Annotated in this window: 23 protein-coding genes; 3 read left to right on the top strand and 20 right to left on the bottom strand. The window is 61.2% G+C overall.

All coding sequences use genetic code 11. The annotated features are described in order from the left end of the window. Window positions 1-116 precede the first annotated feature (116 nt). The 7 genes from HYP802_RS0108095 to glmM all read right to left on the bottom strand — a co-directional run bounded on the left by HYP802_RS0108095 (window position 117) and on the right by glmM (window position 8,974). The gene (locus HYP802_RS0108095; RefSeq protein WP_024275519.1) at window positions 117-911 is read right to left on the bottom strand and encodes a YdcF family protein; all 795 of its coding nucleotides are present in this window, start codon (window positions 909-911) and stop codon (window positions 117-119) included. Window positions 912-946: 35 nt separating this feature from the next. Further along, complete coding sequence (locus HYP802_RS0108090) at window positions 947-2,236, bottom strand: adenylosuccinate synthase (protein WP_013946672.1); 1,290 nt, start codon at window positions 2,234-2,236, stop codon at window positions 947-949. A 101-nt stretch (window positions 2,237-2,337) separates the two neighbouring features. Beyond that, a complete protein-coding gene (locus tag HYP802_RS0108085) occupies window positions 2,338-4,029 on the bottom strand; it encodes a mucoidy inhibitor MuiA family protein (protein WP_013946671.1) in 1,692 nt (563 codons plus the stop codon). Between the two features lie 155 nt (window positions 4,030-4,184). After that, on the bottom strand, window positions 4,185-5,354 hold the full coding sequence (locus tag HYP802_RS0108080) for a phosphoserine transaminase (RefSeq protein ID WP_013946670.1): 1,170 nt from the start codon (window positions 5,352-5,354) through the stop codon (window positions 4,185-4,187). Between the two features lie 91 nt (window positions 5,355-5,445). Continuing rightward, the gene (locus tag HYP802_RS0108075; RefSeq protein ID WP_024275518.1) at window positions 5,446-6,315 is read right to left on the bottom strand and encodes an outer membrane beta-barrel protein; all 870 of its coding nucleotides are present in this window, start codon (window positions 6,313-6,315) and stop codon (window positions 5,446-5,448) included. 274 nt (window positions 6,316-6,589) lie between these two features. Next, complete coding sequence (locus HYP802_RS0108070; protein WP_024275517.1) at window positions 6,590-7,381, bottom strand: outer membrane beta-barrel protein; 792 nt, start codon at window positions 7,379-7,381, stop codon at window positions 6,590-6,592. A gap of 240 nt (window positions 7,382-7,621) precedes the next feature. Then, window positions 7,622-8,974 (bottom strand): phosphoglucosamine mutase, encoded by a 1,353-nt coding sequence (glmM, locus tag HYP802_RS0108065; protein WP_024275516.1) that lies wholly within the window; start codon window positions 8,972-8,974, stop codon window positions 7,622-7,624. Between the two features lie 350 nt (window positions 8,975-9,324). Between glmM and HYP802_RS0108060 the strand changes: the two genes are divergently transcribed. From HYP802_RS0108060 to HYP802_RS0108050, 3 genes are read left to right on the top strand one after another with little or no spacing between them, the layout of a single operon-like run. Further along, complete coding sequence (locus HYP802_RS0108060) at window positions 9,325-10,233, top strand: ParA family protein (RefSeq protein ID WP_013946665.1); 909 nt, start codon at window positions 9,325-9,327, stop codon at window positions 10,231-10,233. A gap of 26 nt (window positions 10,234-10,259) precedes the next feature. Beyond that, window positions 10,260-10,733 (top strand): hypothetical protein, encoded by a 474-nt coding sequence (locus tag HYP802_RS0108055; protein WP_024275515.1) that lies wholly within the window; start codon window positions 10,260-10,262, stop codon window positions 10,731-10,733. A gap of 35 nt (window positions 10,734-10,768) precedes the next feature. Then, complete coding sequence (locus HYP802_RS0108050) at window positions 10,769-12,097, top strand: APC family permease (protein WP_024275514.1); 1,329 nt, start codon at window positions 10,769-10,771, stop codon at window positions 12,095-12,097. On the opposite strand, the gene HYP802_RS0108045 is transcribed toward HYP802_RS0108050, so the two are convergent. The 13 genes from HYP802_RS0108045 to tolR form a co-directional block, all read right to left on the bottom strand. Beyond that, the gene (locus HYP802_RS0108045; RefSeq protein ID WP_013946662.1) at window positions 12,098-12,721 is read right to left on the bottom strand and encodes a pyridoxamine 5'-phosphate oxidase family protein; all 624 of its coding nucleotides are present in this window, start codon (window positions 12,719-12,721) and stop codon (window positions 12,098-12,100) included. Between the two features lie 15 nt (window positions 12,722-12,736). Next, window positions 12,737-13,330, bottom strand: a complete 594-nt coding sequence (locus HYP802_RS0108040; RefSeq protein ID WP_013946661.1) for a glutathione S-transferase — start codon at window positions 13,328-13,330, stop codon at window positions 12,737-12,739. 129 nt (window positions 13,331-13,459) lie between these two features. Beyond that, a complete protein-coding gene (gene folP / locus HYP802_RS0108035) occupies window positions 13,460-14,563 on the bottom strand; it encodes a dihydropteroate synthase (RefSeq protein ID WP_024275513.1) in 1,104 nt (367 codons plus the stop codon). 98 nt (window positions 14,564-14,661) lie between these two features. Next, a complete protein-coding gene (gene ftsH, locus HYP802_RS0108030) occupies window positions 14,662-16,614 on the bottom strand; it encodes an ATP-dependent zinc metalloprotease FtsH (protein WP_013946659.1) in 1,953 nt (650 codons plus the stop codon). A 114-nt stretch (window positions 16,615-16,728) separates the two neighbouring features. After that, complete coding sequence (gene tilS / locus HYP802_RS0108025; RefSeq protein WP_013946658.1) at window positions 16,729-18,105, bottom strand: tRNA lysidine(34) synthetase TilS; 1,377 nt, start codon at window positions 18,103-18,105, stop codon at window positions 16,729-16,731. A 48-nt stretch (window positions 18,106-18,153) separates the two neighbouring features. Next, window positions 18,154-19,203 (bottom strand): tol-pal system protein YbgF, encoded by a 1,050-nt coding sequence (ybgF, locus tag HYP802_RS0108020; RefSeq protein ID WP_013946657.1) that lies wholly within the window; start codon window positions 19,201-19,203, stop codon window positions 18,154-18,156. 147 nt (window positions 19,204-19,350) lie between these two features. Next, window positions 19,351-20,073, bottom strand: coding sequence for an OmpA family protein (locus HYP802_RS0108015; protein ID WP_157135397.1), 723 nt, complete (start codon window positions 20,071-20,073; stop codon window positions 19,351-19,353). 297 nt (window positions 20,074-20,370) lie between these two features. Next, complete coding sequence (gene pal / locus HYP802_RS0108010; protein ID WP_013946655.1) at window positions 20,371-20,883, bottom strand: peptidoglycan-associated lipoprotein Pal; 513 nt, start codon at window positions 20,881-20,883, stop codon at window positions 20,371-20,373. 455 nt (window positions 20,884-21,338) lie between these two features. Further along, on the bottom strand, window positions 21,339-21,464 hold the full coding sequence (locus HYP802_RS24105; RefSeq protein ID WP_256380101.1) for a hypothetical protein: 126 nt from the start codon (window positions 21,462-21,464) through the stop codon (window positions 21,339-21,341). A 35-nt stretch (window positions 21,465-21,499) separates the two neighbouring features. Continuing rightward, window positions 21,500-21,634, bottom strand: a complete 135-nt coding sequence (locus tag HYP802_RS24100; protein ID WP_256380100.1) for a hypothetical protein — start codon at window positions 21,632-21,634, stop codon at window positions 21,500-21,502. Between the two features lie 256 nt (window positions 21,635-21,890). Further along, window positions 21,891-23,237 (bottom strand): Tol-Pal system beta propeller repeat protein TolB, encoded by a 1,347-nt coding sequence (gene tolB, locus HYP802_RS0107995; RefSeq protein WP_013946654.1) that lies wholly within the window; start codon window positions 23,235-23,237, stop codon window positions 21,891-21,893. Between the two features lie 86 nt (window positions 23,238-23,323). Continuing rightward, the gene (tolA, locus tag HYP802_RS0107990; RefSeq protein WP_013946653.1) at window positions 23,324-24,535 is read right to left on the bottom strand and encodes a cell envelope integrity protein TolA; all 1,212 of its coding nucleotides are present in this window, start codon (window positions 24,533-24,535) and stop codon (window positions 23,324-23,326) included. 208 nt (window positions 24,536-24,743) lie between these two features. Continuing rightward, on the bottom strand, window positions 24,744-25,196 hold the full coding sequence (gene tolR, locus HYP802_RS0107985) for a protein TolR (protein ID WP_013946652.1): 453 nt from the start codon (window positions 25,194-25,196) through the stop codon (window positions 24,744-24,746). Between the last annotated feature and the right edge of the window lie 2 nt (window positions 25,197-25,198).

Raw genomic sequence — 25,198 nt, 5'->3', positions numbered from 1 at the left:
TCAACAGTGCTCGCGGCGTGATTGTTCCAGCCGAAAATACCGAAAGCGCACGGGATCGTCCGTGTGCGCCGCACTCGTCAGGCGAACGGCGCCAGCACGACTGCGCGGAGGGCGGTTCAAGGGCCGGGAAAAATCGCCGAGCTTCGCCCTGTGATCCAATAGGCGACGAGCCCAATCCATTCCTTGACGGCCAGATCTGTGCGCTGCAATCCCGCCGCGAAGCTGTCGAACGGACGGAACGCATCGTCCCAGTCGCGCGTGCGGAAATCGACAGGATACGGCACAACGTCGAAGCCGACCTTACGAAACACGCCGGTCGAACGGGGCATGTGATAGGCCGACGTCACGAGCAGCCAGCGATCTTGCTGAACGGGCCTCAGCAGCGCCTTCGTGAAGACGGCGTTCTGATAGGTATTGCGCGAGTCGTTTTCGATGATGATGCGGTCGGGCGCGATTCCCGCGTCGATGAAGAACTGCTTCACCGCATCCGCGATGCCGTTGTCGCCGAACAGCGCCCCGCTACCGCCGGTGAAAACGACCTTGGCCTCGGGCAGTTCATGAGCGAGCCGAAGCGTCTCGGTCAAACGCTCCGCGGCTTCGTTGAGCGCCAATCCGCCGCGCGCCCGCGTGATGGAAATATCCTCGAAGCCACCGAGCAGAATGATGCCGCTGATCTTCTCGTGCGGCACAGCCGGAACGCGCGAGGCAAAGCGCTCTTCGAGCGGCAGGACCAGAATGTTCCCGCCCGGCAGATAGCCGAACAGCACGATACCGGCGAGACCGGCATAGAGCAGCCGCCGCCCCCACTTCGGACACCAGCCGAGAAGCAGCGTGCCACCGAGCAGTGCAAAGAACACCAGGTTCGAAGGCTGAATGCAGAAGAAAATGACTTTCGACGCGACGAAAAACATCTGCTTCGCTCCCCCTCGCGCCGAAACTCGTCAGATCAGATAAATGGGTCCTTCATCAGGATCGTGTCGTCGCGTTCGGGGCTCGTCGAGAGTAGCGTGACCGGACATTCGATCAGCTCTTCGACGCGGCGAACGTATTTCACTGCCTGCGCCGGCAGATCCGCCCAGCGCCGCGCACCGTAGGTCGATTCCGACCAGCCCTCGAACTCTTCATAGATCGGTTCGATCTCGGCCTGTGCCGTGGCGCTTGCAGGTAGCCGGTCGAGGCGCTCACCACGAAGCTTGTAACCGACGCAAATGCGGATCGTGTCGAAACCGTCGAGCACATCGAGCTTCGTCAGCGCAATGCCGTCGATGCCGGACACCTTGGCCACCTGCCGGACGAGGACGCTGTCGAACCAGCCGCAGCGGCGCTTGCGTCCCGTCACCGTTCCGAACTCGCGGCCGCGCTCGCCGATCTTCTCGCCGATGGCGTCCGTCAGCTCCGATGGAAACGGACCCGAGCCAACGCGCGTCGTATAGGCCTTCGCGATCCCCAGCACGTAACCGACGTGGCGCGGACCGATACCGGAGCCGGTCGCAGCCTGCGCTGCAACGGTGTTCGACGAGGTAACGAACGGATACGTGCCATGATCGACATCGAGCAGAGCGCCCTGCGCACCCTCGAACAGAATGCGCTTTCCCTGCCGCCATGCATTGTCGAGGAATTCCCAGGTCACGTCCGAGTAAGGCAGAACCTTCGGCGCGATCGTGACGAGATCATCGATCAGCTTCGCCTTCGAAATCTCTTCCTGACCAAGCCCGCGCCGCAACGCATTGTGATGCGCCAGCAAACGATCGACCTTCGGCCCCAGCGTCTCGGGCGTCGCCAAATCCTGGAATCGGATAGCCCGGCGGCCGACTTTATCTTCATAGGCCGGACCGATACCCCGGCCCGTCGTACCGATCTTCTCCGTGCCAGCTGCGGCTTCGCGCACGACGTCGAGCTCGCGATGCAGCGGCAGAATCAGCGCCGCGTTCTCGGCGATGCGCAGATTATCCGGCGTGATCGAAATCCCCTGCTCCCTTAGCCGCTCGATCTCGCTCACGAGCGCCCATGGATCAATGACGACGCCGTTGCCGATCACCGACATCTTGTCCGGCCGCACCACGCCCGACGGCAGTAGCGACAGCTTGAACGTCTTGTCGCCGATCACCAGCGTGTGCCCAGCGTTATGCCCACCTTGAAAACGCACGACGACGTCGGCGCGCTCCGAGAGCCAGTCCACGATCTTGCCTTTGCCCTCGTCGCCCCACTGGGCTCCGATCACGACGACATTCGCCATTAGTCTTAAACCTTCTCAGTCTTCTCATGATTTGGCCCCGGCTTGAGCCAGGGCCACGCGGCACACCCGCTTGTTAAAACCCGGGACTTGAAGCGCCCGCCTCAAGGCCCGTAAACGATCGACTTCGACGCAGGCCACGAAACCCGATAGCCGTACTCAAGGATTTTCTCCTCATCCGGCTCCAGCTTCGCCTGGAAGGCGATGACGCCGCGCTTGTCATCGACGTTGGTCGTAGTGGGCGACGCCTTGCCCGTCATCTCGACCTTGATGTCGTCGTTCTGCGAGACCGGAACGCGATCGAGAATCGTTACGTCGATCGGCCGCTCATGCATGTTCTTGACGTTGACCTGGAAATTCCGGCTATCGACATGCGACGTCGAAATCAGCCCGGTCTCGCCGCGCTTATCTTCCAGCACCGCATGCTTGACTTTCACCTGATCGTCAACGCCGAAACCGATATCGTGGTCTTCTCCTGGGCGCAAAAGTGGTAAATTTCCGGTTCCAACAAACGTACCATCCCGGAAAAGATAGACGGTGCCCGGCAGCATGGGGCTCCCCTTGGCCACATTGATCCGGGCGTAGAGGTAGGCGTTGGTATCAACCTTCGGCACTGAGCGGCAGCCGAGCGTCGGCTCGCTGCTTTCGGACGCGATCAAGACGCGCTTGGGCTCGCCGTTCGCCGCCACGGTCACCCGTCCGGGGACCCCAAACGTCGCGTCGAACGGCGCACTTTTGAGCTGTGCAACGGCTTCTTCTGCCGCGACGGGTGCGTTGGCCTCCGCACCCGCACCGAGTGTGGCGTCAAGCTCGGCATCCATCTTACGACGCGCCATCAGCGTCGGAGCGGGTGGCGGAGCCGGCATTGCCGCTACAGGCTTTGGCTCCGGCTCGAAATCGACGAACTGCGTCTCAATATCCGGCGCCGCCGATCCATCCGACGGACGCGCCGTCGAAAGTTCCATGGAAACGCCGTTCCAGTCCTCGCCTGTCACCTGCGAAATGGCAGCCCGCCGGTCGATCGAAAGCTTCGGCGGCTCGGTTTTGGTCCCCGTCGAAAGGCGCGCATCATAAAGCGGCGTCCAATGTGCATCCGGCACCTGATAGTGAATGCTCAAATCGACATCGAGCGGGCTCTGTGCGATCACATGAATGCGCACTTCCGTTTGCTGCGTACGCGCCGGCGCGAGCGACGACATCTGCGCCTTGGCGTCGGCGATTTGCCGATCGATGTCGCGCGTCTTCTGTTCGGCGTCGAGAGCGAGCTTGCCCGCATCGGTCGTCCCCTGCGCGATGAGCGCAAGAACCTTTGTCCAGTCATCGAGCGACGTCGCAGGTTGGCCCTGCGGAGCGGGTCGCGTCGGCAATTGCGCCAGGTTGGCGATCAGCTTCTGCTGCGTCTTTGCCGCCAGCGCCTGCGCCTCGATGGTCTTCCGTTGATCTTTCAGCGTCTGTATCTTGTCTTCGAGAATTTTACGCTGCGCGTCCGCCGCTTCGCTTTCAGCACGCTGCAGCATTTTCTGCGCCGTATCGACAGAACCGATATCGAGCTTGCCGGAGGCCCGCCCTTCGACGCGGATCGAGCCCGGAATAGCGCTTGCTGGCAGGTCGCCGACAACAATCGTATGCTCGCCTTTGTCGAGATGCGCTTTTGCCAGTCGCGTCACTTCTGCCCCCGACAGGAACACAGTCACCGCATCGACGGCCGACGTTGCCGGAACCTGAGCCGCAAATGCCGGTGCGGACAAGGCGGAAAACCAGACAGCCGCCCAAACAGCCGCTAAGACAATGCGCATCGCGTTGAGACCTCTCGTTGATCGTTTCTGACACGTGGGGAAGAGCGCACCATAGCGCGCTGGCGAGCCCGGGCGATTATGACCGATGGTATGCGTGAGAAAAAGGCATTGACACGACCGGTTTTAACCAGTTTGCGAGCAGGATCGGCTCATTTTCAGGCCGCAATCACGGCACGGGCCTCCGCATAGGCCCAATCGAGCCAGGGCAGAAGCGCGGCGATGTCTTGCGTCTCGACCGTCGCGCCGCACCAGATCCGCAGGCCGGGGGGCATTCCACGATAAGCTGCGATATCGAACGCCGCCGCTTCGGCTTCGAGTAACTGCACCATCGTGCGCATGACATCGGCGCGCACGCTTTCCGAGGCGGCAACAAGCTGTGGCTCGGCAAAGCGCATCGCGACTGACGTGTGCGACCGCGTCTGCGGATCGACGGCCAGAGGCGCAATCCAATCCGTCCGCTCGATCCAATCGTAAAGCAGCGCTGCGTTCGCGTCGGCACGCGCGATCGTCGCTTCTAGACCGCCAATCCCCGTGGCCCAGGCGAGTGCATCGAGATAGTCCTCGACGCATAGCATCGACGGCGTATTGAGCGTCACGCCTTCGAACACGTCGCGCAGGACGCCGTCGGCATTCCATAGTCGGAAAAGCTTCGGCACCGGCCAAGGCGGCCGATGCGTTTCCAGCCGTTCGAGCGCGCGCGGCGACAGGATCAGCATGCCGTGCGCGCCCTCGCCGCCGAGCACCTTCTGCCAGGAATACGTCAGCACATCGATTTTTTGAAAGTCGATCTCTTCCGCGAGCAACGCCGACGTAGCGTCGCAAATAACGAGTCCGTCGCGATCAGATGCGATCCAATTCGCATCCGGGACACGCACGCCTGTCGTCGTACCGTTCCAGGTAAAAAGAACGTCGCGCGAGAAATCCACCTGACCAAGATCAGGCAGATACCCCGGTTCGGCTTCGAACGTTCTGAGATCGGCAAGCTTTAGTTCAGATGTTGCGTCCCGCAGCCAGTTACGGCCGAACACGTCCCAGGCAAGAACATCGACGCCACGTTGCCCAAGCAAATTCCACATCGCCATTTCGAACGCGCCGGTGTCTGACCCCGGAACGATGGCGACTTCATAACCGGGCGGCAATCGCAGAAGCTCATGCGTGCGCGTGACGGCAAGCTTCAATCGCTCCCGCCCATCCATTGAGCGATGCGAACGTCCGACCAGCGCATTGCAGAGCACATCCGGTCGCCACCCCGGCCGCTTGGCGCAGGGCCCGGACGAAAAGAACGGCCTTTCAGGACTGGTTTTGGGCTTCAAAAGCTTCGGCATGGGGGCCTCTTAGCATGGCCTCCCCCCAAAGAAAAAGGCGGTCGCGAACGACCGCCTTTCGGCACCAAAGCAACACAAGGGTGCACGCTTTCTAGTCGAACTTGATGCGGATGCCCGAGCGGAATTGCTGCAGGATGGAATCTTTGAAGGTCAGGCGATTGTTGCCGGAAATCGAATTGCCATCAATTGAGATGCCTCCACTCTCCCAAAGCATCTGCCAACCGTTGTCCCAAACGATCGAGTCCGTGAGGTCTGTCGAAACGCCGGCCTGAACCGCTGCGGCAAAATTGATTTGGTTCTTGGAACTCGAGCCGGACGTACTCGAATTACTCGACCCCGCCCCGTTGCAGCTTATACCGGGAAAATCGAAGGTATCATCACAGCTGGCATTCTCCGTGTAGCTGCGCTCTAAACGCCGCCACGTCAATCCGAAGCCGCCGCCGAGATAAGGCGTAAAGCGCGTTCCGGTCGGAATATCGTAAAGCAGATTAAAAAGCGCTGTCGTTCGCGAAAGCTTCACAGTGTCGTTGCGAAATACACCGTACTGTTGTGTCTCGATAGCCGTGCCAGGCTCACCATACGTTCGATACTTAATCTGCCCGTCGATCAAGTTGGTATTGGGGGTATAATCGACTGCAATTTCCCAACGTAGCGACGGTGTGATGTAGCGCCCAAAAGTCAGTCCAAATGTCGGGGACGCTGCAATATCATTGCCGTCCTTGACAGGCATGTTGGGATCGGAATCCCGTATTGTCGCATCCGTCAGCAGATTCCCGCCCAGCGAGAGCCCGATATACCAATCGCTGTCCGCATCATATGTCGGGACCGGCGCAGGAGCAGGCACCGGGATCGGCACGCCGCCGCCCATGTCTTTGACGCCTCCCCAATCGGCTGCCATCACAGGCGCCGCACCGGAAGCCATCACAAATATCGTCGCAATCCACGCAATGGTAGATTTCATCGCCCCACCCTTTGAAGTCGGCGCTCAAGACAAAACGCACGCCACTTGAGACTCTGCTCGACGCTACGCTTGCGCTAACAAAGCCAAGGGAGGGAAAAACGGTCTTCGGACGGTGTCCTGTGCGCTTCCCTTAAAGGGAAGCGCACGACGCAACAACGTGGACACACGTACGCGAAACACCGCAGTACAAACCGCACCTGTTGGCATTCCAAGCAGACGCAGCCCCCCGCGCCTGCCTACTCATTTACTTAGCGGACAAAACGCGTCCGCCCCCCTAATTCAGGTCGTAGCGCACACCGATACGAAACTGATGCGCGGTGATTTCTTTGAGCTTCTCGGCCGCCGTCGTGCCGTCGGCATCGAATGCCAAGGTCTTGGCGTCGCCGAGGTAGAGAAAGCGGTATCCGAAATCGAGATAGACCGCGTGCCCCGTATTGACCTCGACGGGATCGGCATCTTTCGTGCTGCCCGAAACGTACATCGTCCGGCCGCCCCACAGGCGCCACGAGATGCCGGCCATCGCTGCGGCCGCAAAGTTATCGGTCGATTGTCCGCCGTATGACGATGTGCCCGCCGCCGTCGTCACCGTTCCCGAATTCGTTTCGTTATGCGCCCAGCCGATGCCGCCGCCGATATAAGGAACGAAGCGCCCGCCGCGATTGAATTCATAATAGAGGTTCGCAAGCACGACCGTGCTGTTGAAATCGAGTTGCGAAGACCCAAAATCGAAATTGGTTTCGTTCTTGGCGTCGAACATATGATCGACGGTGATGTCGCCGCGGAAGCCCCAGGCGTAATACTGGCCGATACCGCCGCCGACGGTCCATGCGCCTTCAGACTTCGTGTAGTGCGTGTCGAAATCGCTGAACGACATGCCCGGCGTCGGATACCACGTGTACCCCCCATCAGCGCGCAAGTACCATTTCCACGTGAACTGCTGAGGCATCGGCGCCATTGTCGGCGCAGTGTCGAGATCGGGCGTCCCGAGATCGGCCGCAGACGCACCAACGGCGCCTCCGAACAGAAGCGCAGCGCTGACAAACGGAACTGTGCGCGCAAAAAACATACGGGTTCCCTAGGAACCGGTCCGCGCGATTCGCCGAACCGGGATTTAAAATCGAACCCGAATATTGCCGAGAGTGCTTAAGGGAGCCTTAATTGCCGTCGAATTGTGGCACGCCTCAGCGGCGGCGATGGCCTTAATGAAAGGTAAATGCCCACGCGGTCTTGCGAACAAGGTATGGCGCGAAGCCGACCTAATCCTGCCATGCTCGGACGAACCGAGCATGACACGCAAACGTCGAAACTAAGCCGCGGCCGCTGCCGACTTCACGGCATCGACAATGTCGCCGACGATGCTGGAAACGATTTTCTCGTCGTCGCCTTCCGCCATCACGCGAATGACAGGCTCCGTGCCCGATGGCCGGATAACGAGGCGCCCGTTCTCGCCAAGCTTTGCTTTCGCGCCTTCGATCGCCTTGACCACGCGCGTGTCTTCGAGCGGTTGGCCGTTTGAGTAACGCACGTTCTGCAAAATCTGCGGCAACGGGCGAAAGCGATTGCAGACTTCCGATACTGTCTTTCCGGTCGCCACGACGCAGGCGAGAATTTGCAACGCCGCAACGAGCCCATCGCCTGTTGTGGTGAAGTCCGACAGCACGATATGGCCGGACTGCTCACCGCCGATATTAAAGCCATGTTTGCGCATGTGCTCAGTCACGTAACGGTCGCCGACCGGCGTGCGCGCCAGCGACAGTCCGATGGAGCGCAGATAACGCTCTAACCCGAGATTGCTCATCACCGTCGCGACGATGCCGCCGCCGGAAAGCTTGCCCGTGCGATGCCAGCTTTCGGCGATCACTGCCATCAGTTGATCGCCATCGACGATATCGCCCTTCTCGTCGACGATCACGACGCGGTCGGCGTCGCCGTCGAGCGCGATGCCAATGTCGGCGCGCAACTCCTTGACCTTGTCGACCAGCGCCTGCGGTGACGTCGAACCGCAGTTCAAATTGATGTTGAGACCGTTCGGCTCGACGCCAATCTTGATGACTTCCGCACCAAGCTCCCACAACGCTTCCGGCGCGACCTTGTAGGCAGCGCCGTTGGCGCAGTCGATGACAATCCGGAGCCCCGCGAGGCGGAGCTGCTTCGGCATCGTCCGCTTGGCGAATTCGATATAACGCTCCTGCGCGCTCTCGACTCGCGTTGCCCGCCCGATCCGATCGGCATCGACAAGCAGCGTCCGGCTGTCCGCGTCGATCAGATCCTCGATTTGCTGTTCCATGTCGTCGGAGAGCTTATAGCCGTCGGGATCGAACAGCTTGATGCCGTTATCGTGCGATGGGTTATGCGACGCCGACAGCATCACGCCGAGATCGGCGCGCAGCGACCGCGTCAGCATGGCGACCGCCGGTGTCGGCATCGGTCCGAGCAGAAACACGTCCATGCCGACGGAAGTAAAGCCCGACATCAGTGCCGCTTCGAGCATATAGCCCGAGAGCCGCGTGTCCTTGCCGATGACGACGCGATGGCGATGCGTACCGGACCGGAAAACGGTTCCGGCCGCCATGCCGACCTTCAACGCCAGTTCCGACGTCATCGGGTGACGATTGGCGAGACCGCGAATGCCGTCTGTCCCGAAATACCGCCGTGCCATGCTATCCTCCCGTAGAGCCGGAACGCCTGCAGCCGGCCTTTTCGGCCCCGGAAGCAATCCGGAATTGGCGGAGAAACGCGTGTCGCGCCGAGACGACCTGCTTCCCCCTCACCCCTCGCCATCATAGATGCCCGAGAGCGGTTCCGCATTCCATCCCCATGGTTGAATGAAACAAAATTTTGCACGGAATTCCACTGAGGGTTGAAAACAGCGCTAATAAAGCCGCACCTACTGAGCGTCCTCGCGCGGGGTGGCGAAGCGACATGGAATCGGCCCATAGCTCGGCTATTGATGAATCGCGCGCCTCAGAGGGCTGAATTGGCGTGCGCGATCTGAGAGGTAACGCAATTATGGCAGTCTTTCTTGCGGTCGCAAACCGAAAGGGCGGCGTCGGCAAATCCACGGTTTCGGTGATGCTCGCGCACGGCCTGGCGGTCTATGGCAACAAGCGCGTCCTTCTGATCGACCTCGACTCCCAGTGCAACGCCTCACTGATCCTGATGGGCGGCCAGGGCTGGAACGAATCCCGCAAGGCCGGCAAGACGATCGCCGACTATTTCTACGATCTTTTCGACGGCATCCCGGCAAATGCGCGCGACTATGTCGCCAAGAATGTCGGCGACGTCTCTGCGGCAAACGGCAAGCCCGCGCCGATCTCGCTCGTGCCAGGATCTCTTCTGCTCGAGGATATCCAGGGCGAGCTGTACCTGAAGCAGGCGAACCAGAGCAACGTGCCCGAGGTCGTCGCTAACCGTGTACGCGGCCGCATGGAAAGCCTCATCCGCCGCTTCGAAGGCGACTATGACGTCGTCATTCTCGATTGCGCGCCCGGCCTGTCGTTCGCGGCGCTCGCGGCGCTCAAGACGGCTGACAAGGTGATCGTGCCATTCCGCCCCGACTACGTCTCGCAGCTTGCCGTCGACCGCGTCGCCATGCTGATCGAGGACATGCGCAACCTCGACGATCTGGCCGAGATGCCGCCGGAAGACCGCCGTTACGTCTGCCTCGCAAACTACGTGCGCAACGACGACCGCGACTATATGATGATCGAAGAAATCAGCCTCGTGCATCCTGTGCTCGAGACGTTCCTGCCGCAGCGCAACGGCATCGCCAACGCTTTCGACTATCTTGGCAAGCTCCGCCCGATCGACGCCAAATACGGCGATGCTGCCGGTGACGTGAAAGAGCTTCACCAGGAAATCGCGCGACTGGTCGAAACGGTCGCCGCGAAAAAGAAAGCCGCAGTCGCTGTTTCTTAACCGTTGAGAGCGAAAAGACGTCGATCATGAGCAAAGGCAAACAGCTCTGGCCCGGCGATGAGATGCTCAACTTCTTTCGTGCCCACATCCGGCGCGAAACGTCTCTCGATGCGGAAACAGCCGAAAAACTTGCAGCCGCGCTGACGAAGTCCGTCAATCGCATGCTGGTGTGGGAGGTCCCTGCCGAGCTGCCAGAAGCTGCCGCGACGCCTCCTCCGCCACCAAAGATCGAAAGCGAGATCGCCGTTCAAGAGCGGCACGACCGCGCCGAGAACTTCAATCCATACCTGTTCTCCGCGCTTGTCGCCTTGGCGAAGCATGGCCGCGACGGCCTGATGCTGCGGCTGAAAGATATCAAGTCGGCCGAAAATCTACGTGCTTTCGCCGAAGCGCAACATGTCCCGGTTGACGCGTCGTTGAAACGAACCGACGATATCCGCAAGGCCATCGTGGCAGGCGTCGAACGTCGGCTCGCGGATCGCAAAGCCGCCGCAAGCTGACCGGCCGCAATCCTTAAACCGGGAGAAGCGTATTGGTGACCGACAGTGTGAGCGACGGAACCCCTCATCTCCGCCGCTCCGTCGGGCCGACTCAGCTTGCACTCTATGCGCTCGGCAGCATGGTCGGCTCAGGTATCTACGGCCTGATCGGCAAGGCCGCAGGCGAAGCCGGTTCCGCTGTCTGGCTGTCATTCCTGGCCGCGCTCGTTGCGGCGCTGCTGACCTCGCTGTCTTATGCCTCCCTCGGCTCGCGCTACCCCCGCGCCGGCGGAGCCGCCTACGTGACGGATCGGGCTTTCGGCATTCCAGTTCTGAGCTTCACCATTGGCTTGGCGCTCGTTGCCTCCGGGCTGACGTCGGTCGCGACGCAATCAAAAATCTTCGCCGCCATCGTCGCCGATCTGGCTGGCTGGGAAGCCTCGTCGCCGAACATCATCGCCATCGGCTTCCTTCTCATTCTTTCCGGCATCGTCTTCCGCGGCATTCGCGAAAGCATGTGGGTGAACGTCGTCTGCACGTTGATGGAAGTCTCGGGCCTCCTGCTCGTCATCGCCTCCGGCCTCTCGTACTGGGGCACCGTCGACTATTTCGAAATCCCGCCCGAGCGTGCCGATCTCGGCCTCGGCGTCGTCGTCTTGCAAGCTTCCGTGCTCGCCTTCTTCGCGTTCATCGGCTTCGAGGATGCGGTGAACGTCGCGGAAGAATGCAAAGATCCCGAGCGCACGATTCCGCGCGGCTTGATCGTGGCCACGCTCGCCGCAGCGGTGCTTTACGTCGCCGTCTCGATCACCGCCGTTTCCGTCGTGCCGTGGCGGGAACTCGCCGCTGCGCCGAGCCCGCTGACGGCCGTCCTCGAAAAGAGTGCGCCGAGCATCCCGGCGGAACTGATGACGCTCATCGCGCTTTTCTCGGTAGCCAACACCGCACTCGTCAACTACGTGACGGCGTCGCGTCTCATCTACGGTATGTCGGGACAAGGCCTGTTGCCGAGCTTTATCGGCCGCGTGCATGAGACCCGCCGTACGCCACACATCGCCATCGCGGCATTACTTGGGTTGCTTTTGCTGTTGGTCGTCGCCGGTCAGATTGCCGACCTCGCCGCCGCTACGGTCCTGTTGCTGCTGGTGATCTTCATTGCGGTGAATGCGGCGCTCGTCGTTCTGAAGCGCCGCCCCGGTGAAGCGCGCGGCCGCTTCGAAATCCCGATTGCGCTACCGATTGCAGGGATCGGCGTCTGCGGCGTGTTGCTGATCACCCGCCTCGCGAGCGCAGACTGGCGCGCGCCGGCACTCGCCGCCGCGCTCCTCGCCGGCATTCTCGCGCTCTACGCAATATTGCGGCTGACGAAGGCGAGCCAGCGCTGATCAGTGCGCGGCGGCGGCAAGTTCGTCTTGCAGGCGCTGGTTTTCGGCCTCCAGATCGGCGATGCGTGACTGCAACCGGCCGATCGCGTCTTTCACATCGTCGAACGGCAGCATGCGTGGAATATGCTGCGGGCAATTCAGATCCCACGCTTCGAGTGTGAAGACGATCGCCCGCTCCGGCCTGCCGCGGTAGCCCGGATCGCTGAGCTGCGACAGCAGCGCGTCGTCACCCTCGACCACCTTTGCGGTGCCCCAGAGTTTGGCGCGGCGCAGGTTCACATAGTCCATGATGAAAATGAACGCCTTCGCATTCTCACCCAGATTGCCCACGGTGATGTATTGCTTGTTGCCGCCGAAATCCGCGAACGCCAGCGTCTTCTCGTCGAGAACCTTGAGAAACCCGGCTGGGCCGCCGCGATGCTGGACGTAAGGCTGCCCGTCGGCGCTCGCCGTCGCCAAGTAGAATGACCGCGTCTCGGCGATCCGTTCCGCGAGATCGTCGGTCACCGTAGTCGGCCAGCCCCTGAGCCGCTCCATGCGCTCGTATTGCAGGCGCGACCCGTGCCGCGCCTGCTCCGCCTTCACGGCAGGCGTAAACGCAATGTCAGACGCGACACGATCCACAGCACATACCTTTCGTCAAAGACCCGGCATGCCGATGAAGCCAGGAAGTTTCTTGATGCGCTCGACCCAAGCGGAAACGGCCGGATACGGTGTGAGCGGCACACCGCCCTCCCACCCGAGGGCGACGTAGGGCATGCAGGCGATGTCGGCGATCGTCGGCCGGTCGAGCGCCAGCCACTGCCGCGTTTCCAAATGCCGATCCATGATCGTCAAAATGCGCGCCGCCTTCCCTCGCGCCGCCGCGATGTCGATATTCATTTTGAACTTGTCATGCAGGCGCGCATCACCCGGCCCGCGTGCGATTTCGTTCTCCGCCACCATGAGCCACTGCATGACCTGCGCCATCGACTCCGCGTCGGTGGGCAGCCAAGTCTCCCCGCCCCACTTACGAGCGACGTAAACGAGGATCGCCTGACTATCTCTGAGGATCACATCGCCGTCTTCTAGGACGGGCAGCTGACAAAAGGCATTGAGATCGATCACTGGACTGCGCTTATGCGCGCCGCCCATAAAGTCGACCGGAACGAGTTCGACCGGGACGCCGAGCAGCGAACAAAGCAGTCGGACCTTGTAGCAATTTCCGGAAACATCGAGATCGTATAATTTCATCGCCTTTGCCCTCTCACACCGTCTCTGGAGACCGGAGATAGGGCATTCTAGCCGGCGGCGGCAGTCCGGATTTCCAGCAAGGACCTTCTCGAAAAATGAGAGGGAAGATCGGCCTTAGCGCCGTTCAGTTCAGTCCAGTCCTTTCTCCGTTCCTGCCGAGCACGCCCGCCAGACCTCGACGGCCTGCTTCGTTTCCGCCACGTCGTGCACGCGAACCATCTGAACGCCTGCCGCAACCCCGGCGATGGCGCAGGCCAGAGAACCCGGCACCCGGTTCTTGGCACCATCCACGTTGCAGAGCTGACCGATCATCTTCTTACGGCTCGCGCCGAGAAGCAGCGGCACGCCGAGCCCATGATAGAGCGACAACCCCGCCATCACCGCCACGTTGTGATGCAGATGCTTGCCGAAGCCGATGCCCGGATCGGCGACGATTTTCGACTTCGGAATCCCGGCCGCGATGCACGCCTGCACGCGGCTTTCCAGATAATCAAACACGTCGAGCACGACATCGTCGTACTGAGGATTGTCGTTCATCGTCTTCGGATCACCTTGCGCGTGCATGACGATGACCGGCAGCCCCGTCTCGGCAGCAACCTCCAGCGCGTCCGGTTCGTGCGTGAAGGCGGAGACGTCATTCAGAATATCAGCTCCCGCCGCCGCCGCGCGCTTCATGACCTCAGACTTGCGCGTATCGACCGAAATGACGGCATCGGTCTTTGCCCGCAGCCCTTCGATCACCGGAATGACGCGTCGTAACTCTTCTTCGACAGCGACATAGTCAGCCTGCGGTCGCGTGCTCTCGCCGCCGATATCGAGAATGTCGGCACCCTGTTCGATCAAACGCAGACCGTGCTCGACTGCATCGCGCGTCGAAGCAAACTCGCCGCCATCGGAAAAGCTGTCGGGCGTGACATTCACGATGCCCATGATGCGCGGCCGGTCGAGCGACATACCGGCAAGCCGCGCCCTCGGTTCCGAAAGCTCCTGCAGAATATCGGCAGCAGCCAGCGCTTCCCGCCCCCAATCGCCGCTGAAGGCATCACCGAGCACGACCGTTCGCCGTTTGGTGTTAGGCGAGCTACGCGTCAGCACGTCGAGCGCAGCAAACGACAGGCGTCCGCCTGCCAGCGGCAGACCCTTCCACTGGGCCACGTCGGCTTCGTCGACGGCGCGCCGCTCGCTCCGGTCCCAGAAGATGGCGGTGGGTTGCAGATAGATTGAGCGTCTCATTCCGGTGTGTGCCTGCCCGTGCGCGTAACTCATGAAAAAGCGGCCGCGAAACAATCGCGGCCGCCTGGAAATTATTGGCCGACCATCGACCTCGCCACTTACTGCGGCTGAGGCTCAGGTCCGATGTCGATGCCGCCCTGCGGTTCTCCGCGCGGACGCGGCGGCTGACGACCGGCTGAAGGAACAGCCGAACCGGCAGGCCCCTTCGTACCGTCATCATCCGTGGGACGAGAGATCTTCTCGCCGCGCATGATCGTCTGGCACTCATCGCCCGAGATCGTCTCGTATTCCATCAGCGCCTGCGCCATCAGCTCCAGTTCGCCCTTGTGCTTCGTCAACACTTCCCAAGCGGTGGTCTGGCCCGTGGTCACGATGCGGCGAACCTCTTCGTCGATGAGCTTTGCGGTCTCATCGCTCATGTTCTTCTGCTGCGTGATCGAATGGCCGAGGAACACTTCCTGCTGGTTCTCGGAATAGAGCAGGGGCCCGAGCTTCTCGCTCATACCCCACTCCGTCACCATCTTCTTGGCAATGTTCGTCGCTTGGCTGATGTCGCTCGACGCGCCGGTGTTCAAATGCTCACGGCCATAGATCAACTGCTCGGCGACACGGCCGCCGAAGGCCATCGCGATCTTGCCCTCGCACCACTGCTTCGAATAGCTGAGGCGATCGCGCTCCGGCAAACTCATCGTTACGCCCAGCGCCCGGCCGCGCGGAATGATCGTCACCTTATGCAGCGGATCGTTGCCTGGCACGACGAGGTTGACGATGGCGTGACCGGCTTCGTGATAGGCGGTCGCGAGCTTTTCTTCCTCGGTCATGGCCATGGTTTTGCGCTCGGCGCCCATCATGACCTTGTCTTTGGAATCTTCGAATTCGGCCTGCGTTACGAGCCTCTTGTTACGGCGCGCAGCAAGCAAGGCCGCCTCGTTGACGAGGTTCGCGAGATCAGCGCCGGAGAAACCGGGCGTACCGCGCGCAATCACCTTCGGATCGACGTCAGGAGCCAGCGGCACCTTCTTCATGTGCACGCGAAGGATCTTCTCGCGGCCCATGACATCCGGGTTCGGCACGACGATCTGCCGGTCGAAACGGCCCGGACGCAGCAAAGCTGGATCGAGCACGTCGGGACGGTTCGTCGCCGCGATGATGATGATGCCTTCGTTGGCCTCGAAGCCGTCCATCTCAACCAGCAACTGGTTGAGCGTCTGCTCGCGTTCGTCGTTACCGCCGCCAAGACCGGCGCCACGATGGCGACCGACGGCGTCGATTTCGTCGATGAAGATAATGCACGGCGCATTCTTCTTCGCCTGCTCGAACATATCGCGGACGCGGCTCGCGCCGACGCCGACGAACATCTCGACGAAGTCGGAGCCTGAGATCGTGAAGAACGGCACGTTGGCTTCACCGGCGACGGCACGCGCGATCAGGGTCTTACCGGTGCCGGGAGGACCGACGAGCAGACAGCCGCGCGGAATGCGTCCGCCGAGGCGCTGGAACTTCTGCGGATCGCGCAGAAACTCGACGATTTCCTCAAGATCGGCCTTCGCCTCGTCGACGCCGGCCACGTCTTCGAACGTGACGCGCCCGTGGCGCTCCGTCAAAAGCTTAGCGCGTGACTTGCCGAAGCCCATGGCTCGACCGGAGCCGGACTGCATCTGACGCATGAAAAAGATCCACACGCCGATGAGCAACAGCATCGGGAACCAGCTCAGAAGAATGCTCGTAATCGATTGCACTTCATCCTCGGCAGGTCGCGCTTTGAATTTTACACCCTTCTCGCGCAAAAGCTTTACGAGGTTGGGGTCTTCCGGGGCGTAAGTCGAGAACGAAATGTCTCCGCTGCTCGCATCGCGCTTCGTACCCGTGATCCGATTACCTGCAATCACGGCTTCGGTTACGTTACCCTTATCGACGGCATCAAGAAATTCGGAATATTGAATTTCGTTGGTCCGGCGCGTCGTGCTCGGATTGCTGACGAGATTGTAGAGGGCAAGCAACAGGACGAACAGTGCCGCCCAAATCGCAAGTTTCTGATAATTCGGGTTCATATTTTTCCTTGATGGTGCCACCGGCACCAAATCGGCGCGTGCTCGGCGGCACTGCTGCCCCCAAAGTTAGACCCTAACATAGGTGCCAGCGTAACGCCGCACAAGTTCGGGCATTTACCAACCTTTGGCCTCCGACCGTACGGCCAATTCCTTAAGATCTGGCAGCGGCAACCAGGGGCTGATCTCGTATGCCTTGGGATCGAGCGGCGCTGCATCGAATAACGCAAATGGGGCAAGAGAAGGGGCCGCAAGGAAGCTGTCCCCGATCCAAAATGACGGCAGCGCCTGTGCCGCACGTGTCGGCGGCCGCCGGGTCGGCGCAAGCCGCAGTACGATGGCCGCATAGCCCTTTTCGCCCAAAGGCTTAACCGTGACGGCATCGGCCATATCGGCCTGATCCGGCGCAAACCGCACGACGAAACGCTGATCCCAGACGGTCGCCTCACCGACGCACAGCGTAATCTCGGCCTGTCCGAGCCGCCCAACCTCACGCCAGACACGCACGAAGCGCGGGCCGCTCGAAACCACCGCCCCCCCGAGTGTTGCCGCTGAGGCGGCATCGCGTTGCATACGCGCCACCAAGTCCTCAACCTCGAAAAGTTGCGGTGACGGACTTGCACCGCCATATCGCGCGATAAGCTGCGCGAGAACTTTCTGTCGCAGGAATGCCGGGCCAGCCTCGAATGCCCGACGATCGAGCTTCGCGAAAACGTCGTTGCCGTAAGACAGATCAAGCGAGGCCACGAAGTGCGCTTCGGCGTAGGCCAACGCCTCGCGAGCTTCGCCCAGGCGCCGGGCGGACGTTGCAATGGCCTCGGACGACAGACCGGCCTCTTCCATCTGCTCCAGCGTCGAGCGAACGCGCGCCCGCTCATAGCGCCGGTCGCGGTTCGTCGGATCTTCGGCATAGGTGATGCCGCGCAGAGCGACTGTCGCCAATAGCCGCGCTTTCGGAAAAGCCAACAGCGGCCGCATCAGCACGATCGGCGCGCCATCGCGCAACGGCCGTTCGCCACGCATGCTGGCAAGACCATCCAGTCCCGCCCCGCGCGCAAGCCGCATCGCAAACGTCTCTGCCTGATCGTCACGATGATGCGCCGTGACGATTGCGATGTTGGCCGCAGCAATCGTTTTCGCATGCGCTTCGAGCAGACGATAGCGCGCCTCCCGTGCGGCGGCTGACAGACCCGAGGTCGGCTTTTCTCCGTCCCAACTCAGAATAGCGTGCGGCAAACCGAGGCGCCGCGCCTCGACAGCCACCATCTCCGCTTCGTGGCGCGACCGGGCGCGCAGACCATGATCGACAGTGGCGACGGAGACGTTTGGCTTTAGCCCTTCGAAACGGGCACGCCATTCAGCCGCGAGCGCCATCAACGCCATGCTGTCCGGACCGCCGGACACCGCAAGCACGACATGATCGAAACGCGCGAGCACCGCCAACGCGGCATCCGCTTCGACAGTGCTGATCGGCGATTGCAAATCTCTACGCACGGGCAAACTCTCAGCCGGCAAACGCCCTAAAGGCCGGCGAACACAGATTTATTGGCAGCCGATCCGCTGACGCTCGCTCTGCGCCCGGCCTTTGACGCTCTGCGGGGCGGTCGGAAATTTCGCGGCGAGCTCCGAGAACGATGAGCAAGCTGCCTCTTTCTGACCCAGCCTGTCCAGCGACATCGCGAGCTTCAACAGACTGTCGGGCGCCTTACCGCTTTGCCCATAAGTCTGATACCCCTTGAGAAACGCGCCGGCTGCCGCCTTGTATTGACCGCGCACGAAATACGTCTCGCCGAGCCAGTATTGGGCGTTCCCGGCGAGCGAGTCGTTGGGATACTTCTTCAGAAAATCATTGAAGGACGCTTCCGCCGAGCCGTAATCGCGCTGCAGCAGATAGCCATACGCCGTCTCGTAGGCCTGCTTGGGATCGCCTGACGCTTCGCTTGCGGGCGGCAAGGCCGCCGTCGCAACGCCCGCGCCGGGTGGAGACGACCAGCCGTTCGCCTGCCCTTGCTGATCCTGCTTGTTCAGAAGCCCGCCGATGGCATCGTTGCCGCCATTCCCCGGCGAAACGGTCGTCGAGCCGAAACCTGGAATAGCCGCAGACTCGGCTTGCGGCGTTCCGTTGCCACTCCCGAGCGAAGCCGTGTCAGGTCCGCCCGGAAGGTCGGTTCGATGTTGCACACCGCCCTGGGCTTGAATCTGTTCTGTGAGTTGCTGAACCTGTGCCGTCAACGCCCGGACCTGCGTTTCGAGGCTTTCGATCCGCGCGGTATCAGCACCGCTTCCGGCCGATGGGAAGGGTTGCGATGCAGCCCCGCCACCACCGCCGCCGTTCTTGGCGAGTGTTTCCAAAGTCCCGACGACGACCTGCATATCGACAAGCTGCTCTTCCAGGGCATCGACGCGTGCTTTGAGAGCCGAGTCAGGAGAAGCATTCGCCGCCGCGCCGCCCTTCGTCCCGCGCGCATCGTTCGCCTGCGCCATGGCCGGGCGAGACAAAAGCGGACCGGACGAGAGAGCCATAACCGCAATCAAGGCGACGGCCTGAAAGGCGCCCATGCCAGTGCTGTAGATTTGCGCAAGCTTGGCCATGCCCGGCTGTGCCCCTCGGATCAGTTGATGCGACACGCGCCGGAACAGGATTCTCCCGCCAGCCGGCTGCGGGAGCTTACCCCAGGTGTTCCCGCGCCTCCACCTACGCCGGGTCGCAGTCCGCCATCAACCACCTTTCCCAACAACCTATTGAGAAATCTGATCGCCCGAATCGCGCAATTGCCGGCTTGCCGTTCCGGACGTGGAATTTGCCAATCCGGGATGCTGCGCACCGGCTTGCCAGCCGGAATAGACGTGCCAGTAGTTGATCAGAACCTCGGCATTGCGATTCTGCGCCCGGCAAAGGGCGTTGTCGCAGATTGCGACCTGGTCCAGATCTCCGGCGGCTTTGATCTCTATGCGATTCAGCGGCAGACCAGCCGCGACGAGACGATCGCGAACTGCCTGCGCCCGTTGCAGCGACAGGTCGCGGGCCGCCTTGCTGTTGCCCTCGCCGTCGGCCCGGCCGATGACCATGATGGACAGATCCGGTCGCACATTTAGCCAGCGCGCCTGCTGCTCGATAAGGCTGCGCGCGCGTCCGCCAAGTGCGGCACTGTTCTCAGCAAAAAAGACGCGATCGCCAACATCCAGCAGGAAAGCATGCCGATATTCCGACGTCCGTTCGGCCTCATCGGCTTTCAGCCGTTGCCGCGATTCCGGATCGAGTTCGCCACGCTCAAGCGCGGCGAGCGCTCGCTTGGCGCGCGACGCGGCAGCCGTGCCGGGATATTCGTCGATAACGCGATTAAGGAGCCGGCGGCCCGAATCCTCTGCACGGTCGGACAAGGCATCCAGACCATCTTCGAGAAGTTCGGCTGCCCGAATGCCATCAGGATCACTGTCTTGCGCGCCGACATGCGATGCCAAGGCGCCCATCAAGCCCAGGACGCAACAAATCACGCCAGCCGCAACAATTGAAGTCCGCGAAATCCGCATTGAATAAGGGCGCCGCAACTAAAAATAACGTGGCGTCCTTATGCGAGGCTAATTGGGCCAAACTTTGCTGATAGCAAATGGCCTTAAAGGTTTGTTAACATGTTGCCGAATTGAACCACCCGGCAACCCCTATCGAACAAGCCCCCTCAAGCATCGACCCGGTAGGAACGAGCAGGTGGCGGCGGGCGAAACGACGCCCAGCCGATGCCTCGGTGTTGATGCCCAGCGCTAACGCTGGCTGACGACGCCGCCGCTGTTGAGCACGGTCTGCGCGCGCCGGTTCTGCGACCAGCAGGAAATATCGTTGCAAACCGCAACCGGACGCTCCTTGCCGTACGAGATCGTACGGATGCGGGCGCCGTTGATACCATGCTGCGAAAGGAAATTGCGCACGGCCGTCGCGCGGCGCGCACCGAGCGCGATGTTGTATTCGCGCGTACCGCGTTCGTCGGCGTGACCTTCGATCGTGATCGTGTACTGCGGGTACTGCTGCAGCCATTGCGATTGCTTCACGAGCGTCTGCTGCGCTTCCGGCGTCAGATCGACCGAGTCGGTCGAGAAGTAGACGATATCGCCGACATTCTGGGTGAAGTCGCGCTGCGAACCGGGTGTTGCATTGCCATACTTGCTGGCGAGCGAGTCGGGCTGCATGTCTTTGTTGGCACATGCGCCGAGCGTCGCGGCAAGAATCGAAACGGCGGCAAGGCGCAGGCCCAAGCTCCGCGCAAACGTGGCCATCATTCCGCTAATCCCCTTCGTATCGATCTCGTCCCTTGCGCGAGTCGCACCGCGTACCGTCCGCCAAGAGATAGTGTTTGTCCCTTATGCCGATAGCGGAGCGTTCAGCCGAAAATATGGCCGATTCCGCGGCGGTAGCTCCCCGATCCGTCGTATTTCGAACTGGCAATCTGGGCTTTCCGCAGCAGCCTCTCACCGGATCTATTACCATCGGGTTTAGAGGTGTGTGTGCGACTAATTTGAATTACGACCACTTTTCTTTGTGTTTTCCCGGAATTATTGCGCGAGAGCACCAAAGAACTTGAGACTCACTTGTTCTGATCTTTTGTCAGCACAATGAGGATGCCTGGAACGACAGGCCTAAAAAGCTCAAGACCGAGTTGTTGACGGAAACCCGCCCACAACTCGGTCTTGAAGATCAATAATGAAAAACGCAGTACTAAGAAGTCAGGGTGCGCTTAGTGCGCAACCTGCTCCGAAGCGACGGGCCCGCCAAGTTTCAGCGGCGTCGTTTCTGCTTCACGGCGGCAAGCACCGAGAGCAACAGCAACCAAAACTGTAGCGAGAACGATTGCGCTCTTCATTGTAGTCTCCTTAAAGTTCCTGATTACGCGCTAAATTAGCGAGCAACCGAGTCGCTGGCGACCGGGCCGCCAAGCTTCAGAGGAACATGCTCAGCTTCGCGACGGCAAGCGCCGAGAGCGATAGCCGCAACAACTGCTGACAAAAGGATCAGCCCCTTCACACCCTGCATGGTCATATCTCCTGATACGATTCCGGCAAAAGCCGTACTCTGGGGTACCGGGAGGGCGGTCTTGGATCAAGAACGGAGGCGCCAAATCCCAAGTTTTCCAACCCCATAGATGCGAAAATGCAACGGGCGTTAGTGGGCAAAAGTCAACACTTTTTCCAGCGGCGTTAAGATACGCAACCAATTGGTATCGCGTATCTTTTCGAGTCCTTTTTCCATCGCCGTTAATATTTGTGGCGACGCATTCGTAAACGGGATCTTAATTCAGCAGCGGCGACCACGCTGGGTCGGATGCAAACGAGGGCGTCTTCACTTCGCGCTCGTTGTAGCCGGTGATGTCGACCGAATAGATTCGAGGTCCACCCGACTCGCCGTTGCTGACATCACGGAAGAACATCAGCACCCGGCCGTTGGGCGCCCAGGTCGGCCCCTCGTTGTGGAAGCCCGACGTCAATTGCCGCTCGCCTGAACCGTCCGGTTTCATCACGCCGATGATGAACTGGCCGCCCGCCTGCTTGGTGAAGGCGATATAGTCGCCACGCGGCGACCAGACCGGCGTCGAATAGGTGCCATCGCCTCCAGAGATCGGATGCTGGTTGGAGCCATCCGAATTCATGACCCAGAGCTGCTGCCGGCCGCCGCGATCGCTTTCGAACACGATCTGACTGCCGTCGGGCGAATAGCTGGGGCTGGTGTCGATGCCGTTCGACTGGGTGAGTCGCCGCGGCTGCCGCGACCTCAGATCCATCTCGTAGATGTCGGAGCCGCCGTCCGGTCGGCCGAGACTCATGATCACGCGCTGGCCGTCGGGCGAGAATCGCGGCGCGAACGTCATGTTCGGAAAATCGCCGACCAGTTCCCGCTGTCCGGTCTCAAGGTTCATGATGAAAACCTTGGGCTGGCCATCGGCCATGTAGGCCATGTAGGTGATTTCCTGGTTCGTCGGCGAGAACCGCGGCGTCAGCACGAGTTCGTTGCCTTGCGTCAGCAAGCGGACATTGGCGCCGTCCTGATCCATGATCGCGAGCCGCTTGATGCGGCGTTCCTTCGGTCCCGTCTCGTCGACAAAGACGATTCGCGTATCGAAGTAGCCTTTTTCGCCCGTCAGGCGTTCGTAGATGCTGTCGGCGATCATATGACCGATGCGGCGCCAGTTTCGGGACGCCGTTGAGAATCGCTGCCCCGTGAGCTGCTTTCCGCCTGCCACGTCCCAGACCCGGAATTCGGCGCCGACTCGCCCGTCGCCGCTGTTGACGACGCGCCCCACGACCAGGGCGTCGGCCTGGATCGACCTCCAGTCGTTGAAACGTGGCAGCGCGTTGACGTCGCGCACCTGCTCCAGAAAAGACCCGTGATCGAGCGGCCGGAACAAACCTGAATTCCCAAGGTCTGCTTCGACCACGCCGGAGATTTGCTGCGCGAGTTGCTGATCGTCGCCAAGAAATGTCGGGATTGCGATCGGGATCGGCGCGATCGTGCCTTCCGTCTGCGTACCTTTGAGCTGCGCCATGGCGGGCGTCGTCGCCAACCCTGGAGCGAGCCCTATGGTGGCAGCGACGAACGTAGCGACAGAAAACAGCCGTTTCAGGCGGACTTTCAGAATCATTCAGGCTCTCTCATGCGTCACTGCCGGCAAACCGGGAGTTCAAAGATTGTCTCGCTTCGCGGTCGATTGAAGCAACTTTTAGGCGTTTACAACATTTGTCGCGGATCGAAAGTCCAGTCGATGACCTTCCAGCCCCCTTCGTACTTGTCCGGCGGCAGATGGAAAGGCGCACAGGTCCGGACGGCCCGGAGCGCCGCCTCGGCATAGACCTGCCCCGCCGTCGTGTTCGGTGCCGACGTCACCTGCGGCTCGCCTGCGAGTGTGCCGTCGGGATTGAGTTCCCAATGCAGCGCGACGACCGGCACTTCCTCGCCGCCGCCCGTTCCCGGCGGCCGCCAGCAGCCGTTGAGCTGTTGTTTCAGCATGCCCTTAAGCAGATCCTGCTCGCGCGCCGAAAGCACCGTATCGGTGCCCGTCGCCGTACCGGCTTCCTTGCCCGTGTCGAACGCGTCGTTCTTCGAGCCAGATGCCTGCTGACCCTTCTTCCGCTTGTCCTTGTCGAGCAACGCTTTCGGCGTCGCGTCGTCCGGCGACTTGTCCAGTAACGCGGCAATCTTGCTCGGATCGAACTGCTTCTTGGCAGCCTCGGCCTTCTTGCGCGCCTCTTCCTGCCGCTTCTTCTTCAGTGCAGCGAGCTTCTTTTTCTTTGCCTCTTCCGCAGCCTTCTTCTTGGCTTCGGCGAGCGCTTTTTTCTTCGCTTCCTCGGCCGCTTTCTTCTTGGCTTCCTCTTCGGCCTTTTTCTTTGCCTCTTCTTCGGCTTTCTTTTTAGCTTCTTCCTCGGCCTTCTTTTTCGCCGCTTCTGCGGCCTGTTTTTCTTCTTCAGCCTTCTTTTCTTCAGGCGTCGGACCAGGCTCGGGCGGCGGAGGCGGCGTGTTCGCAGCCGGAGGCGGCGGCGTCTCCTGCAGCTTCTTCGCGATCGGATCGGGCTCGGACTTCGATGCCTCGGGCGGAGGTGGAGGCGGCGGAGGCTCGGCAGCGTCCGGCGGTTCGGGCTCCGGAGGCGGCTCCGTTTTCGCGACCTGCTCCTCGGCCGGGGGCGGCGGAGGGGGCGGCGCATTCGCGGGCTTTTGCGTATCGTTCTTGCTGTCGTCCGGCGTCGGCTTGTCGTTCGCCTTCGTTTCGAGATGTTTGGCGTCTTCGCTGCCCTGCTTCAGGCGCAGGAATTCCGACGGCGTGATGAGTTCAGCCGAAATCGCAGGCGTGTCCGGGGTCAGCGGCGGCGAGGAATGCAAGCCGTAAAGTGCCCACCCGAGAAGGGCGGCATGAAAAAGAAGGGACAGAACAAGTCCGAAGGGCACGGTTCAGCACCCACAATCAACATAAGGCGGCGCGTCCGGCCGCCGATACTCACCAAACTGCGGCCCAAGTAGCGGTCCGAACTGCGACGGGAACCGGCCGCAGACCGAAGCCTTCGCTGCCGACAGGCCTCGCGACGAACCGGTCTTGAGAGGGCGCTGACGCGCATCCATGTTCGTCATACGTATCGTCCTTTAGCGATTACGGGCGCTAAGTGCCTCCCTTCTCCCCGTTGAGAACGAACGACAACTTCTTGAAGCCGCCCTGATTGATGCGGCTCATGACTTCCATCACCGTACCGTAGTTCACACCCTTGTCGCCGCGCACGAAGATCGTCTCGTCGTAGCCGTTCTGCGCGATGGCCTTGAGCTTCGTCGCCAGATCATCGAGCGGAACCTGCGAATCGCCGATGTAAACATCGCCGTTGGCCTTCACCGTGACCGCCAGCGGATCTTTCTTCGGCGTCGGAATTTGCTGCCCCTTGGCTTCCGGCAGATTGACGTCGATGCCGGTCTGCAGCAGCGGCGCGGCGACCATGAAAATGATGAGCAGCACGAGCATCACGTCGACCATCGGCGTGACGTTGATCTCGCTCATCGGCATATGCTTGCCGCGACGCCGACCGCGTCCACCGCCTCCGCCCGCCTTGACGCTCATTCCCATCG

Source organism: Hyphomicrobium sp. 802 (assembly GCF_000526135.1).
GTDB lineage: Bacteria > Pseudomonadota > Alphaproteobacteria > Rhizobiales > Hyphomicrobiaceae > Hyphomicrobium_B.
This window is presented reverse-complemented; position numbering and strand designations above follow the sequence as displayed.